Origin of the sequence: Paraburkholderia hospita (assembly GCF_002902965.1) — a bacterium.
Lineage (GTDB): Bacteria > Pseudomonadota > Gammaproteobacteria > Burkholderiales > Burkholderiaceae > Paraburkholderia > Paraburkholderia hospita.
Map to the genome: position 1 here is coordinate 3,215,033 of NZ_CP026106.1, position 13,891 is coordinate 3,228,923.

Below are 13,891 nucleotides of genomic sequence, written 5' to 3' on the forward strand. Positions count from 1 at the left end.
AAAACGGTACGCAATTTCAGGCAGTAAAACCTGCCGATTCATTTGCGTGCCGCACGTTGCTAAAAATTGGAGAGGGTCCATGTTTGTCGCTATTGGTTGGGTGCTGGTTCTCGGCTCTGTGATCGGGAGCTTCGTGGGAGTGGGCGGCCATTTGCCCGCGCTGGTTCAGCCGTTCGAACTGCTGTGTATTTTCGGCGCGGCAATGGGCGCGTTCGTCGTCAGCAATCCCGTTTCGGTATTGAAGAAAACCATCAAGGCTTTGCCCGGATGCTTCAAGGGCGGCAGTTATTCGAAAGAGGTTTATCTCGAGCTGATTGCACTGCTTTACGAGTTGCTTCAGAAAGCACGTAAGGAAGGCATGATGGCGCTCGAAGCCGACGTCAATGCACCGGAAGAAAGCGCGCTTTTCCAAAAGTATTCGCACGTTTTGAAGGACCATCATCTGCTCGATTTCATCGTCGATTATCTGCGGATGATGGCGACGGGCAACGTCAACGTACACGAGGTGCAGGACCTGATGGACGAAGAGCTGGCGACGCATCACGCCGAATCGTCGGTGGCCGCGAACGCGATCCAGAAGATGGCTGACGGCCTGCCCGCGTTCGGCATCGTCGCGGCCGTGATGGGCGTCGTGCATACGATGGGCTCGGTCGGCGCGCCGCCCGCCGTGCTCGGCGAAATGATCGCGGGCGCGCTGGTCGGCACATTCCTCGGGATTCTGCTCGCGTATGGCTTCATCGGCCCCGTTGCCGATCTGCTCAACGCGAAGGGCCGTGCGGAAGCCAAGCCGTATCAGTGCGTGAAGGCCGTGCTGCTCGCGTCGCTGTCCGGCTACGCGCCGCCCGTCGCCATCGAATTCGGCCGCAAGGTGCTGTTCACGGCCGACCGTCCGAGCTTCCAGGAGCTCGACGACGCCGTGCGCGCCACCAAGATGCCGAAGTCGGCCTGATGCGCGCATAGAGGGAGATCAGCATGGCCGAAAGACGACCCCGCGGCGAAGAGGCGAGCGAGAAGGCCGCGCCCGTCATCGTGCGACGCTCGAAGAAGGGCGACGGGCACGGCGCGCATCACGGCGGTGCATGGAAGATCGCCTACGCGGACTTCGTGACCGCGATGATGGCGTTCTTCCTGCTGATGTGGCTGCTCGGCTCGACGTCGAAGTACGACAAGCAGGGCATCGAGGATTACTTCAACACGCCGCTGTCGAGCCTGCTAGGCGGCAACGAAGGGACGGCGGCAGCGCGTCCGAACGTGATTCAGGGCGGCGGCCGCGACATCTCCGACACGCGCCCCGGCGACGGCAAGAAAGCGCAGCAGGAGCCCGCGAAGCCGACGCTCACGCAGGCGACGGTGGCGCCCAACGACACCGCGCGTCTCGAACAGCTGAAAGCGAAGCTGTCGGCACTGATCGAGGAGACGCCCGCGTTGAAGGCGTTCAAGGATCAGATCCGCATCTCGATCACGAACGAGGGCTTGCGCATCGAGATCGTCGATTCGCTGAAGCGTCCGATGTTCGCGACGGGCAGCGCGAAACTGCAGAGCTACGCGGTCGAGATTCTCACGCAGATCGGCGCGTCGCTGAACGATGTCGATAACCGCATTTCGATTGCGGGCCACACGGATGCCGCCACGTACGCGAACGGCCCGGCCGGATATTCGAACTGGGAGCTGTCGTCGGAGCGCGCGAACGCGGCGCGGCGCGCGCTCGTGGCGGGCGGCATGCGCGAAGACAAGCTGCTGCAGGTGCGCGGTCTCGCGGACGTGCTGCCGCTCAACGCGAACGTCGCCGACGAGCCAACCAACCGGCGCATCAGCGTGCTGGTGCTGAACAAAGCCGCCGAACAGGCGTTCTTCCGCGACGGCGGACGCACGTCGATCGATGAAGCGCTGCCCGCAAGCGAAGCGATCCCCGACGTGGTGTCGAAACTGAAGGTAAGCACGCGCAGCGCGTATTGATCGCGATATCGTGTGTTCAGCCGCGCGCTTCGAAAGGAGCGCGCGGCTTTTTTTGCTTCGCTCCAGCGCGGATTGATCACCCGATTTGACCACACAACGAAACGGTCATCCTCACCGTTTCGCCAAGCGACACATTCGCATCGTCAATTGCGTCCGGCCTTGCGCTCAGGCAAAGCAATTTCAGCGCTGCACTTCACAACCGCAACACGTTTCTGATATTGGTAGAGGAAGCGTAGCTGTTGCGCTTGCGCGAGATCACGCGTGCAAACGTGCATTTCCCTTCCAATGCTTCATTGACGGAGAACGACAATGCAAAGAAGACACTTCGTGACAGCAAGTGCTGCTGCACTCGCATACGGCAGTCTGCTGTTGTCGGGCTGCAGCACGACGACGAGCAGCGGCGAATCGGCGGCAACCGACATGTCCAAGCGGCAGTCGATCGACGCGAGCGTCGACGGCACGATGGCGAAACTCTACACGACCGTGAAGGGCTCGCGTGAACTGGTCGCCAAGGCGCGCGGCGTACTCGTGTTTCCTTCCGTGCTACAGGTGGGCTTCGTGGTGGGCGGGCAGTATGGCGAAGGCGCGCTGCGCGTCGACGGCAGCACGGCCGGCTACTACAGCACGGTCTCCGGCTCGTTCGGCCTGACGGCGGGCGCGCAGTCGAAGGCGATCATCTTCCTCTTCATGACGCAGGACGCGCTCGACAAATTCCGCAACGCCAAGGGCTGGTCGGCGGGCGCCGATGCGTCGGTGGCGCTCATCAAGGTCGGGGCGAACGGCGCAGTCGATACTACGACGGCAACCGCGCCTGTCGAGGCGATCATTATGACGAACTCCGGACTGATGGCCGACGTGTCGCTCGCGGGCACCAAGGTGTCGAAGCTGAACATCTGAGCTTGATGCCGTGCGACGTGGCGCGCTCGCCGCCGTCGCGCATCGCTGCCCGTAGAAACACAAACGGCTCGCCGTGACCAATGGCGAGCCGTCTGCTTTTTGCTTGCTACGCGGCGATCAGAAGCGATACGTTACGCCGACCTTCACGATGGGGTACCAGCGCCACTTGTCGGCCTTGTCCTGCAGGGCTTGGCGTTGCTGGTCGACGTTCGCCTGACCCGCCTCGGCGACGATGTCCGCCGGGACGTCGAGCGTCACGTGCGGGCGGCCATAGGTGACGCCTGCATCGAAGAACGCCGAGAAGCCCTTCTGCGCGACAGGCGTATGACCAAAGCCAATGCCGATATACGGACGCACCGTCGGATACTTCGCCTCCGCGTGAACCGTCTCACCGTTCGTCGCGTAGTTGGTGCCGTTGATGCTGACCGTGCCGCTCGGGCTGATCGCATCGCCCGATACGTTATCCCCGCCGATCAACATACCGGCCGTGATGCGGAACGGCACCGTGGCGGGCGCCGGGAAGAAGTCGAGGTACAGGCCGCCGTGATAGATCTTGGCCTTGCCGTCGTAGTTCAGGGCACCGGCGCTGAAGTTGTGCGAGAACGCAATGCCATTGAATTCGGCGCGGATGTTGTCGCGCGTGCCGAGCGGTTCGGAGAAGCCGATACCGAGGCCTTCCGTGCCGACCTGACCATAAATTTCGTGCGCGTGTGCGACGGGCGCGGACAGCGCAAAGCCCGCCGCAAGCGTGACCAACAGCCTTTTCATCTGTGAGATTTCCATCGGGGTTCTGGAGGGCGCCTGACCTTGACGCCGCGTGTATCGGGAAAAATTACCCGTCACACGCAATGACCTTGCGTTGCGGCGGCGTCCCAGACCCGTCTTATTACGGACCACTCACAGAAAATCTTTAGTGAATATTTAAAACGTTCTCTGCGTGCCGCCTCAAGCCCTTTAAATGGCGGGTTTCTCAGCGGAAATCGGTAAATTACACGGCCTTACCAATGCTTTAAATCCGTCATTCGATGCCGCGCGTCAATCGCTGGATCGCCTGAGGCGGCTGGCCGTACGCACGCAAAAAAGCCCGGCGCATGCGCTCGCGGTCGCCGAAGCCCACATCGCGCGCAACCACGTCGACGCCGTGCCGCCCCGTCTCGAGCATCAGACGCGCCGCTTCGACGCGCAGCCGCTCGACCGCCTTCGCGGGCGTCTGCCCCGTTTCTTCCCTGAACGCGCGCGTGAACTGCCGCGGGCTCAGATGCGCGGCGTCCGCGAGCTGCTCGACGGAAAGCAGCGTGTTCAGATTGCGCCTCGCGTACGACAGCGCCGTCTGGATGCGATCGGACTTCGGCTCGAGTTCGAGCAGCGCCGAAAACTGCGATTGACCGCCCGCGCGCCGGTGATACACGACGAGCTTGCGCGCGACATGGCGCGCGAGCTCCACGCCCGCGTCCTTCTCGACGAACGCCAGCGCAAGGTCGATGCACGCCGTCATACCCGCCGACGTCCACACGTCGTTATCGATGATGAAGATGCGATCCTCTTCCACTTTCACAGCCGGATAACGTTTGCGCATGTCTTCGGCGTAGTACCAGTGCGTGGTCGCGCGCCTGTCGTCGAGCAAGCCCGCATCGGCCAGATGAAACGCGCCCGTGCAGGCGGCGGCAACACGGCGCGCCGCCGGCGCCGCCCGCTTCAGGAACGCGATCAGCGACGGCGGCGACGGCTGCAGATCGTTGTCGCCGACGACGAGGATCGTGTCGAAGCGGCTGTCGTCGAACGGCTGGGTCGACACCTCGAAACCGGACGAGCACGGCACCGGGCCGCCGTGCTCGGACAGCAGCACGTACTCGTACAACGGCTCGCTCATCTCGCGGTTCGCGAACTCCAGCACGCTCGTCATGCCGAGATTCATCACCTGAAAACCGGGGAATAGAACGATTCCGACGCGCAGCATGGTTTGGCTCCAGCGATGTCTGAAAAAGAGGCATCTACGACATTGAGGCCATGTGAGTATGCACCTAATCTGACGGTCATGCAGACGACGCCGCGTCGCCTGCGCCCTCTGACCTCAGGAGCATTGATATGTCGAATTCTTCCAATACCGCAGCGAACCTCGGCACGGCCGTCGTGACGGGCGCCTCGTCGGGCATCGGTGCGATTTACGCGGATCGCCTCGCACGCCGTGGCTATGACCTGATCCTCGTTGCCCGCAACCGCGCGCGCCTCGAACAACTGGCGACGCGAATCTCGAACGAAACGGGCCGCTCGGTAGAAATCGTCGCCGCCGATCTGAACGACGACGCCGATATCCGACGCGTCGAAAACGTGCTGCGCACCGACGCGAGCATCACGATGCTGGTGAACAACGCGGGCGTTGGCGCCGCGGCGCCGCTGGTGGATTCCGACGTCGACAAGATGGAAGCGATGATCAAGCTGAACGTCGTCGCGCTGACGCGGCTCACGTACGCCATCGCGCCCGGCTTCGTCGCGCGTGGCGGCGGCAACGTCATCAACATTGCGTCGATTGTGGCAGTGGCGCCCGAGATCCTGAATGGCGTCTACGGTGGTACGAAGGCATTCGTGCTGGCGTTCACCCAATCGCTGCATCACGAACTGGCGAGCAAGGGTGTGAAGGTGCAAGCCGTTTTGCCGGGCGCGACGCGCACCGAATTCTGGAGCGTCGCGGGCGTGCCGATCGAGGCCGTCGAAGAGCGAGGCATCGTGATGTCGGCGGAACAGATGGTGGATGCGTCGCTCGTCGGCTTCGATCAGGGCGAACTCGCGACGATTCCGTCGCTGCCGGATTACGCCGACTGGCAAGCGTTCGAGTCGGCGCGCACCGCGCTTGGGCCGAATCTGTCGCGTACGGCGCCGGCTGCGCGGTTCAATGTGGCTTGATGTTGTGAGGTGAGTGCGGTGCGACGCGATGGGGGTTTCACGTCGCGTTGTGCTTTGCCGTGCGGGTTGCGGCGAGTTTATGGGTCTAAACCATGTGCTCGAAGCGTAGCGCGTCGCGAACGGCCAGCACGCGGTGAGGCGCAGAGTTTATGCGCCTAAACCGCATGCCCGAAGCGATGGACGTCGCGAGCGGCTAACACGCGGCGAGGCGCGGCATTTATGCGCCTGACCCGCATGCCCCAAACGCCGCACGTCGCGAACTAACCCGCGCGGAGGCGCGGGGTTTTTGCGCCTAAACCGCATGCCCAAAACGTCGGACGCCGCGAACGGCCAGCCGGCGCCGAGGCGCAGAGTTTATGCGCCTAAACTCGACGCGCCTCACGCGCCGAGCAGCACGCCGGTGCGGAACGCCTGTTTCCCCGTCACGCGGCCAAGCGGTGCGCCCGCTGTCACGAAACGGATCGCGCGTCGCATATAGAGCACGCCTTCCGTATTGCTGGTGATCGTCGTGGTTTCGTCCGTCAACGGATCGACGATATCGAACAGCGCGTCGCCGACGCGAATCCAGTCGCCAATCTTCACGCGATGCACGAGGATGCCGCTAACGGGCGCGTAGAACTGCTCGCTGCCCGCGAGCGGCGTCGCGGGCGTCGGCAGTTCCGGCAGCGGCTTCGCGCTGCCTTCGATCGCCTTGCGATGCGTCAGATAGTCGACGAGCGCATCGGCGTCCTGCTGCGCAACTTCATACGATACGTCACGCTGTCCACGGCATTCGATCGTCACCGCAACCGTGCCCGTCGGTGCCGGCTTGCCGGCGGGCATCTGTTGCTGCAAATGCCACCACAAGAGGCTGTGCGTTTCATCGAACGCCTGGCCGCCTGAGTCCGTTGCGAGCAGCGACGCTTCCGAGCGCAGATAGCGCGCGAGCGGCTCGATCTCCGGCCAGCCCGCTTCGCTCGTGTAGACGTGCATCACCGCTTCGAGCGAGCAATGCAGATCGATCACGACGTCCGCGTCATAAGAGAGCTTCAGCAATGCGAGTTGCAACGACTCGTACTCGGTGAGCGGCTTTTGCGCATCCAGTTGCTCACGCACCAGCTCACGGATCAGATTGCGGTTCTCCCGCGCATCGGCGCCGAGGCGGTCCTTCGCGCGATCCAGCAGCGTCGTGAACTGCATGAAGTGCCGGTTGAAGTTCTTCCCACTGCCCGTTTCGAAACGGCCGATGAACTGGCCGAGCACATGCTGCCCAAGCCCGACGGGGTTCGCGACGGGCACGAGCACGATTTCGGCTTTCAGCAGGCCTTGCGCTTCGAGCTCGACTAGGCGCCGCTTGAGCAGCACCGTCGTGAGCATCGCGGGCGTTTCGTCCGCGTGCAGCGACGACTGGATATAAATCTTTTGCCCGCTGTTTTGCGGGCCGAAATGAAACGCGACGAGTTCGCGTGACGTACCCACGGCGGGCGAGAGAAGCGGAATCGATTGCCTGTTCATGTGACTCTTCTGAATGTCGTTCGACGTGTAACCGGATCAGTTACCGTACGGATCGAAGTCGAAATACTTGTGCGCGATCTGCGCGTAGGTGCCGTCTTTGCGCATCGACGCGATTGCGGTGTTGATTGACGTCTGCAACGCGGCTTCGTCCTTGCGCAAGCCGATGCCGACGCCGCGATCGCCCATATCGAGCGGCTCGCCGACAAACGCGAAGCCCTTGCCTTGCGGCGTGCGCAGGAAGCCATAGTCGGCTTCGACGGTGCCGAGCAACGCGCCGTCCAGGCGTCCGTTGACCAGGTCGCTGAATACTTCGTCCTGGCCTTTGTACGCGACCACGTGCACGCCCGCGGGCGCCCAGTGCGACTGCGCGAACGACTCGAACTGCGTGCCCGTTTGCACGCCGATCTGCTTGCCGGCGAGCGTCGTGGGCGCGCTGCCGTTCAGCGCGGTGCCCTGCTTCGCCACCAGCCGCGATTTGAACTGGAACAGCTTCGACGAAAAGAGAATCTGCTGCTCGCGCTTCGCGGTGATCGCCATCGACGACATGATCGCGTCGATCTTGCGCGCCTGCAGCGCCGGAATCATGCCGGAGAACTCCAGTTCGACCCATTCGCAGCGCGCGTGAATGCGCTTGCAGATTTCATTGCCGAGATCGACGTCGAAGCCCTTGAGACTGCCGTCGGGGGATTTCGCGTCCATCGGCGGATAGGTCGGGTCGATGCCGAGACGAATCGTGTCGTTATCGCGTGCGAACGCGCCCTGGCTTGCGAAGCCCAGTGCGACAAGGAGAAGTATCAGCGAAGTCTTCATGGCTAACGGGCCTATCGGTCGGCTGTGACGGGATGGATTCTGAGCCGATCCTACGATGCGCCAGTGATACAAAAAAGTGCAAATCTGTCTATCATGATCACTTCTTCTGATCGCCCGCTTTTCCGCCCCTGTCGACGATGGCCCTGACCATTTCCCAACTTCGCGTGTTCACGGCCGTGGCCGAGCACGGCAGCATCCGCGCCGCGTCGCGCGCGCTCGGTATCGCGCAAAGCGGGATCACGCAGCAATTGCAGAATCTCGAATCGATGCTCGGCGCCACGCTCATCACGCGCACCAATCGCGGCATCGCGCTGACGGCGATCGGGCAGCGCATGCTGCAACGCGCGGCGACGATCCTCGGCGAATGCGCGCGCGCCGAACATGAAGCGCAGCAACTGCGCGGCGAGTACACCGGACAGGTCACGTTCGGCATGACAACCGAGCCACTGATCGACGCGGGCGCGCCCGTGCTGACCGAGTTTCGCGAGCGCTTTCCGCGCGTGGCCGCGCACATGCGCACGGGCACGTCGCGGATGATGATTCAGTGGATACGCGAAGGCACGCTCGACTTCGCCGTCGCGCTCGTCTCGAAGCACACGGATACGACCGACCTCTCCGTGACGAAGCTGTATCCGTCCGATCCCGTCGTCGTGTGCAGACGCGGTCATCCGATGGCGCATGCGAAGTCGCTTGCCGAACTCGCGGATTGCTCGTGGATCGCGACGCGCTCGCCCAATCTCACCGACGATCCGCAAGCGCACCGCCTAAACGATCTGTTCGCGAGTCACCGTCTCGCGCCGCCGAGAATCGTCTCGACCGTCGAAGGGCTGTTCGAGTCACTGCATCTGGTGAGCGAGACGGATTGTCTGTCGCTGGAGGCAGCCGTGGTGACGAAGCGCGGGCCGTTCGCGCGCGTGTTGACCACGATCGACGTGCGCGAGCGCGTCGCCGCGCAGGACGTCTGCGTGTTGCAACGCGCCGCCGCGCCGCTCACACCCGCCGCCCAGGAACTCGCGACAATGATCGCGTCGTACACGCGAACCGTGCGTGCGCGAAATCATCGGACATAGTTGAGCCGGCAACCACCACTCACTGTTCAGGCTCCCGTAAACCCTCACCTGAAGCACGTTCCGCCGGCCCTGGCAGAAAACCGCGCGCAGTTGGCAGCATCGCGTGTATCAATGCTTTTGCCGCGCACGAGGGCTCTCCCTACACTTTGATCACACGCCGATCGCTCACTTCGACACAGCGAACGGCCACCACCGATCACGTTCTGGAGAACCCGAAATGAGCGAAATCATCGCAGGCATCAAGATCCCCGACAGCAAGATGGCGCGCGAAGCGACGCAACTCGTGCGCGACACCGAAACCGATCTGCTCTATCACCACTCGCGCCGCGTGTTCCTGTTCGGCGCGCTGACAGGCGAGCGCAAGCAACTGAAGTACGACCCGGAGTTGCTGTACATCAGCGCGATGTTCCATGACATGGGCCTGATGGAGAAATACAGCAGCGCGCACGATCGCTTCGAAGTCGACGGCGCGAATGTTGCGCGCAATTTTCTGCAGGGCTACGGCATCGACGAAAACGACATCGACATGGTGTGGGACTCGATCGCGCTGCACACGACACCGGGCATTCCGCAGTACAAGAAACCCGTGGTCGCGCTGGTGACGGCCGGCGTCGAAATGGATGTGCTGGGTCTCGCCTACGACGAGTTCTCGACGGAAGACCGCAAGCTGATCGTCGCAGCGCATCCGCGCGGCGAGAGCTTCAAGGAAAACATCATCGATGCGTTCGCGAACGGCACGAAACACAAGCCGCTGACGACGTTCGGCAACGTGAAGGCCGATGTGCTCGCGCTGAAAGACCCGGAATACAAACGCCTGAACTTCTGCAGCATCATTCTCGGCTCGGCGTGGAACGACTCGAACGTGCAGGCGGGTGCGTGCCGCAATCCCGCGCACAACCACGGCTAAGCGCGACTGACCACTCTCTCCTCGTCAAGGTCTGTTGACGATCAAGCCGCTTGCAGTCTCCGCTCAAGCGTGCCTTTGAATCCGCGTTCTCGCGAACGCGGATTCTTTTTTTGTTGCGAAGGCACTGCGAACGGATGCGCTCGCGCGGCACTCATCGCGCCGGAATCGCGCGTGACGACCGTCGAACCGTGTGCGAAGGCAACTCGCCAAACTGCGCCTTGTACGCATTGGCGAAATGCCCGAGGTGCACAAATCCCCATTGCGCGGCGGCATCGCTGACAGAGAGGTCAGCCTGGCGCGTATCGAGCAACAGACGCCGCACCTGCCCGAGCCGCAACGAGCGCACGTAGGTCAGCGGATTGGTTTGCACGACAGCCTGAAAACTGTTCTGCACCGTGCGCCGGCTCACGCGCAATTGCGTGCAGAGGCTTTGAATGTCGATGAGCTCGTCGGGATGGTTGATCACGAAGTCGTGAATGCGGCGCACGATATCGGCCTGACACGCATAGGTCAGCCGGTTTGACGATGCGGGCACGTGATACGCGAGCAGATCGACGAGCGCCTCGCTCACCTGATTGCGCACCGCGTGCTGCGCGCGGATGTCGTCGAAGGCGTCGGGCTGCGCCAGCACGCGTTCGATCAGCGTCGCGAGCTGCAGCCCCGCGCGCGTGCAAGCGGCGTTCGGAATATCGAGTACGGTGCGGCGAAAGAGATTGTCGTCGAGTTCGACGCCCGCGCAATCGGCGACGCCTTGCAGCATGTCTGAATCGACCACGACGCCGATCAGCGCCATGTCGTCGGGCGAATGGAACTCGAACGGCGTGCCGCCTTGCGCCATCACGAACCCGCCGCGATCGATCCGCACGCCGCCGAACGAGAACGCCCCCGCGCCCGCGAGCGGAATGCCAAACGTCATATGATTGACCGGCAACTGCCCGCGCTGCACGACACGCAGATTCGCCGACTCGTGGAACACCTGCACGCCGTCCAGCTCGATCTGCTTCACCGCGCTGCGAAACGTGCCTGAACCGATTTGGTCGTAACGCTGATCCCAACCCCGCAGCGCGGCCGCGTGGTCATCGGCATCGTTGAAGAACTGGTGATGGACGTACACGGTGCCCCCACAATCTCAAAAAAACCGCCAAGTTGCGTAGAATAAACCGACCAAGCGGTCGGGAAAATACTTCCGAGGGTTTGTCCTGGGCGTTTTCGTCGGCTGGACGCGACAGTCCGTGGATTTCCATGGACGCGGCGCTGATTTCCTTATTGTAGTCAGCGTCAAAAATCCGCCGAAGCCTTCCAGAACATCAGGCACGCTAAAGAAAATCCTTAATACCCGGCTGTTACCGAGCTAGATTTACTTATATCCTAGCGAATTGCTTTTTCCCGCCTGGATATCAATGGTGACGACCCGATCCCGCTCTGCCACGCCTCTCGCGATGCATCGCAATCTGCCGATGCTGCTGCTGCGCGCGCGCGAACTCATGATGGCGCGCTTTCGTCCGTTGCTCACGGCGCAGGGGCTGACCGAGCAGCAATGGCGCATCATTCGCGCGCTGCACGAGAACGGGCCGCTGGAGCCCCGGCAGATATGCGCACTGTGCACGATTTCGAGTCCGAGTCTCGCGGGCGTGCTTGCGCGCATGGAAGATCTTGGCCATGTGACGAAAGAGCGCTTTGAGGACGATCAACGGCGCGTGCGCGTGTCGCTGACTGCGCAGAGTGTGGAGATCGTCGAGCGGATGAAGCCGATGCTCGAAGCGGAATATCGCGCGTTGGAGGACAAGGTTGGTGCGAAGGTTGTCGGCGATCTCTATGTGGCGGTGGATGCGTTGATCAGGGAACTGGATGCGGGGGAAAGCCGTGACACGGAGTGAGACGAACGCGCCAGCGAAAACGCGCGGCGCGTGACATCAACGGGATCGGCAAGGAGATATGGCTATTCGCTTGCCCCCTCCCCCGCCGCCTCGATCAACTTCAGCGACGCATCCGCATCGCCAATCTTCTCAATCGCCAGCAGCGCAAACCGCGCAAGAAACATTGGCGCATTAGCCTCGCCGACTTGAGTCATCGTCTTGCACAGCCGCGTATAGACGGTATCGAGTTCTGCATCGGTCATCGCGTTCTCCATTCGTTGAATCGGTTGATCAAGCAAGCGCGCGCGCAATCGCGGTCTCGACATCATCCGCGCTCGCATTGCGCCAGCGCCCCAACACATGCCCATCCGGGCGCACTAGATACACGGTGCCCGGCTTCGCGTCATAACGCTCGAAGATGCGTCCCGTGTGATCCCACGCATGCACGCCCTGCGCTTGCGGATGCAAACGCGCGCTCAGCGACACGACCTTGAACGGCACGCCGCGTTCACGCATCGCTTGCGCAAGCGCAGTGAAATCAGCGGACACCTCGCCCTCTTCACTAAAACACAGCGCCGTAAACCGCACACCGACGAGATCAGTCAAATGCGCTTCACGCGCATGCCCACCTTCAGCAATCGTCACCGGAAACTCGGCAAGCACCGCCCCCGGCACAGGCCCCGCAGCAAACGCATCGCCATCGGCGACATTCAGCGGCGACTGCACATAAGTAATCGCCGACGTCTGCCGCGGATTAATCAGTGAGCGCACACCCGGATGCTTCACAGCAAGACTCAACACAGCCTTGCGCATCAGATCGAATGCAAACGACGGCGGCGCCATGAACTCGGTACTCTTCGTGCCATAACTCAAGTTCTCATGCGTAGCGGCAACACGCTCATCCGAATAGCTATCGAGCAACTTCGCCGATGCCAATCCCTTCACAACAAACGCCAGCTTCCAAGCGATATTGTCCGCATCATCGATACCCGAGTTCGCGCCGCGCACGCCGAAGATCGGCACGAGATGCGCGGCATCGCCCGCGAACATCACGCGCTGATGACGATAACGCTCGAGCGTCAACGCATTGGCCTTGTAGATCGTGATCCAGATCGGCGCCCAGTCGCCTTTCTCGCCCATCATATCGAGCAGGCTTTGCACACGCGGCATCACGTTTTCAGGCTTCACAGCCTGCTCCGCGTCTTCGCCGTCGCGCAACTGATAGTCGATACGCCACACGTTATCCGGCTGCTTGTGCACGAGCACGGTCGAGCCCGGATTCGACGAAGGATCGAAATACGCGAGACGCTCCGTCGGACGATCGCTTTGCAGTTCGATATCGACGATCACATAGCGCCCTTCGTAGCTCGTGCCTTGCAACTGCAAGCCGAGCGCTTCGCGGATCGTGCTGCGCCCGCCATCGGCGGCGACGACCCAATCCGTCTCTAGCGCATAGTCGCCATCAGGCGTGGTCAATTGAAGCGTTGCACCGTCGTCGCGCGAATCGATCGACTTCACCCGCGTCTGCCAGCGGATATCGATCAGATCGGCGCGCTTCTCCGCTGCATCGAGCAAGAACTGTTCGATGTGATATTGCGCGAGGTTGACCATCGGCGGCAGCTTCTGGTTTTCGTCCTGCGGCATCGTGAAGTGCAGCACTTCCGTATCGCGATAGAAGCTGCGTCCGCCCGTCCACGGCAAGCCTGTTTTCAGAAAGCCGTCGAGTGCGCCGAGCCGTTCGATGATCTCCAGGCTACGGCGTGAAATACAGATTGCGCGGCTGCCATAGCAAACGGAATCGTCCGCTTCGATCAGCACGCAGCGCACGCCGTGATTTGCGAGACCGAGCGCGACAGCCAGTCCGACGGGCCCGCCGCCGACAATCGTCACCGCGTGACGCTGCGCGTCCACACCCTGCGTCAGTTGCGGCAAGCGCGCTGCGTACTTTTTCCCAGCGAACGGATACGGTTTGAATTGCTTGTTCATCGAATGCTCCAGAT

General features: G+C 62.1%; 14 protein-coding genes. 7 read left to right on the plus strand and 7 right to left on the minus strand.

Annotated elements, in window-relative coordinates:
• The first annotated feature begins 79 nt into the window (after nt 1-79).
• The 3 genes from motA to C2L64_RS32880 all read left to right on the plus strand — a co-directional run bounded on the left by motA (nt 80) and on the right by C2L64_RS32880 (nt 2,853).
• Complete coding sequence (gene motA / locus C2L64_RS32870) at nt 80-949, plus strand: flagellar motor stator protein MotA (protein WP_007582817.1); 870 nt, start codon at nt 80-82, stop codon at nt 947-949.
• A gap of 23 nt (nt 950-972) precedes the next feature.
• On the plus strand, nt 973-1,956 hold the full coding sequence (motB, locus tag C2L64_RS32875; protein ID WP_007582818.1) for a flagellar motor protein MotB: 984 nt from the start codon (nt 973-975) through the stop codon (nt 1,954-1,956).
• Nucleotides 1,957-2,265: 309 nt separating this feature from the next.
• A complete protein-coding gene (locus C2L64_RS32880) occupies nt 2,266-2,853 on the plus strand; it encodes a BPSL1445 family SYLF domain-containing lipoprotein (protein WP_007582819.1) in 588 nt (195 codons plus the stop codon).
• A 117-nt stretch (nt 2,854-2,970) separates the two neighbouring features.
• On the opposite strand, the gene C2L64_RS32885 is transcribed toward C2L64_RS32880, so the two are convergent.
• Nucleotides 2,971-3,621, minus strand: a complete 651-nt coding sequence (locus C2L64_RS32885) for a hypothetical protein (RefSeq protein WP_007582821.1) — start codon at nt 3,619-3,621, stop codon at nt 2,971-2,973.
• A 250-nt stretch (nt 3,622-3,871) separates the two neighbouring features.
• The gene (locus C2L64_RS32890; RefSeq protein WP_007582823.1) at nt 3,872-4,810 is read right to left on the minus strand and encodes a GlxA family transcriptional regulator; all 939 of its coding nucleotides are present in this window, start codon (nt 4,808-4,810) and stop codon (nt 3,872-3,874) included.
• Between the two features lie 128 nt (nt 4,811-4,938).
• On the opposite strand from C2L64_RS32890, the gene C2L64_RS32895 reads away from it, so the two are divergent.
• The gene (locus C2L64_RS32895) at nt 4,939-5,754 is read left to right on the plus strand and encodes an SDR family NAD(P)-dependent oxidoreductase (RefSeq protein WP_007582824.1); all 816 of its coding nucleotides are present in this window, start codon (nt 4,939-4,941) and stop codon (nt 5,752-5,754) included.
• Nucleotides 5,755-6,132: 378 nt separating this feature from the next.
• Here the strand turns inward: C2L64_RS32895 and C2L64_RS32900 are convergent, their stop codons facing one another.
• A complete protein-coding gene (locus C2L64_RS32900) occupies nt 6,133-7,248 on the minus strand; it encodes a succinylglutamate desuccinylase/aspartoacylase family protein (protein ID WP_007582826.1) in 1,116 nt (371 codons plus the stop codon).
• Between the two features lie 36 nt (nt 7,249-7,284).
• Entirely contained in the window at nt 7,285-8,058 is a 774-nt protein-coding gene (locus C2L64_RS32905) for a transporter substrate-binding domain-containing protein (protein WP_007582827.1), read from the minus strand.
• 137 nt (nt 8,059-8,195) lie between these two features.
• Here C2L64_RS32905 and C2L64_RS32910 point away from each other — a divergent pair, with 137 nt between their 5' ends.
• The gene (locus C2L64_RS32910) at nt 8,196-9,128 is read left to right on the plus strand and encodes a LysR substrate-binding domain-containing protein (protein WP_007582828.1); all 933 of its coding nucleotides are present in this window, start codon (nt 8,196-8,198) and stop codon (nt 9,126-9,128) included.
• Between the two features lie 217 nt (nt 9,129-9,345).
• On the plus strand, nt 9,346-10,035 hold the full coding sequence (locus C2L64_RS32915) for an HD domain-containing protein (protein WP_007582829.1): 690 nt from the start codon (nt 9,346-9,348) through the stop codon (nt 10,033-10,035).
• A 151-nt stretch (nt 10,036-10,186) separates the two neighbouring features.
• On the opposite strand, the gene C2L64_RS32920 is transcribed toward C2L64_RS32915, so the two are convergent.
• On the minus strand, nt 10,187-11,149 hold the full coding sequence (locus C2L64_RS32920) for a helix-turn-helix domain-containing protein (protein ID WP_007582831.1): 963 nt from the start codon (nt 11,147-11,149) through the stop codon (nt 10,187-10,189).
• A 286-nt stretch (nt 11,150-11,435) separates the two neighbouring features.
• On the opposite strand from C2L64_RS32920, the gene hpaR reads away from it, so the two are divergent.
• Nucleotides 11,436-11,912 carry a homoprotocatechuate degradation operon regulator HpaR gene (gene hpaR, locus C2L64_RS32925; protein WP_007733969.1) on the plus strand — a complete coding sequence of 159 codons (477 nt, stop codon included), beginning with the start codon at nt 11,436-11,438 and terminating at the stop codon, nt 11,910-11,912.
• Between the two features lie 62 nt (nt 11,913-11,974).
• Here hpaR and C2L64_RS32930 read toward each other — a convergent pair whose 3' ends face one another.
• Both C2L64_RS32930 and C2L64_RS32935 read right to left on the minus strand, forming a co-directional pair.
• On the minus strand, nt 11,975-12,154 hold the full coding sequence (locus tag C2L64_RS32930; protein ID WP_007733968.1) for a hypothetical protein: 180 nt from the start codon (nt 12,152-12,154) through the stop codon (nt 11,975-11,977).
• A 28-nt stretch (nt 12,155-12,182) separates the two neighbouring features.
• Nucleotides 12,183-13,877, minus strand: a complete 1,695-nt coding sequence (locus C2L64_RS32935) for an FAD-dependent oxidoreductase (RefSeq protein WP_007582837.1) — start codon at nt 13,875-13,877, stop codon at nt 12,183-12,185.
• Nucleotides 13,878-13,891 lie beyond the last annotated feature (14 nt).

Coding starts and splice junctions, on each gene's coding strand:
- C2L64_RS32880 (WP_007582819.1), top strand. CDS start 2,266: ATGCAAAGAAGACACTTCGTGACAGCAAGTGCTGCTGCACTCGCATAC.
- C2L64_RS32900 (WP_007582826.1), bottom strand. CDS start 7,248: ATGAACAGGCAATCGATTCCGCTTCTCTCGCCCGCCGTGGGTACGTCA.
- C2L64_RS32890 (WP_007582823.1), bottom strand. CDS start 4,810: ATGCTGCGCGTCGGAATCGTTCTATTCCCCGGTTTTCAGGTGATGAAT.
- C2L64_RS32895 (WP_007582824.1), top strand. CDS start 4,939: ATGTCGAATTCTTCCAATACCGCAGCGAACCTCGGCACGGCCGTCGTG.
- C2L64_RS32910 (WP_007582828.1), top strand. CDS start 8,196: ATGGCCCTGACCATTTCCCAACTTCGCGTGTTCACGGCCGTGGCCGAG.
- hpaR (WP_007733969.1), top strand. CDS start 11,436: ATGGTGACGACCCGATCCCGCTCTGCCACGCCTCTCGCGATGCATCGC.
- C2L64_RS32905 (WP_007582827.1), bottom strand. CDS start 8,058: ATGAAGACTTCGCTGATACTTCTCCTTGTCGCACTGGGCTTCGCAAGC.
- motA (WP_007582817.1), top strand. CDS start 80: ATGTTTGTCGCTATTGGTTGGGTGCTGGTTCTCGGCTCTGTGATCGGG.
- C2L64_RS32915 (WP_007582829.1), top strand. CDS start 9,346: ATGAGCGAAATCATCGCAGGCATCAAGATCCCCGACAGCAAGATGGCG.
- motB (WP_007582818.1), top strand. CDS start 973: ATGGCCGAAAGACGACCCCGCGGCGAAGAGGCGAGCGAGAAGGCCGCG.
- C2L64_RS32935 (WP_007582837.1), bottom strand. CDS start 13,877: ATGAACAAGCAATTCAAACCGTATCCGTTCGCTGGGAAAAAGTACGCA.
- C2L64_RS32885 (WP_007582821.1), bottom strand. CDS start 3,621: ATGAAAAGGCTGTTGGTCACGCTTGCGGCGGGCTTTGCGCTGTCCGCG.
- C2L64_RS32930 (WP_007733968.1), bottom strand. CDS start 12,154: ATGACCGATGCAGAACTCGATACCGTCTATACGCGGCTGTGCAAGACG.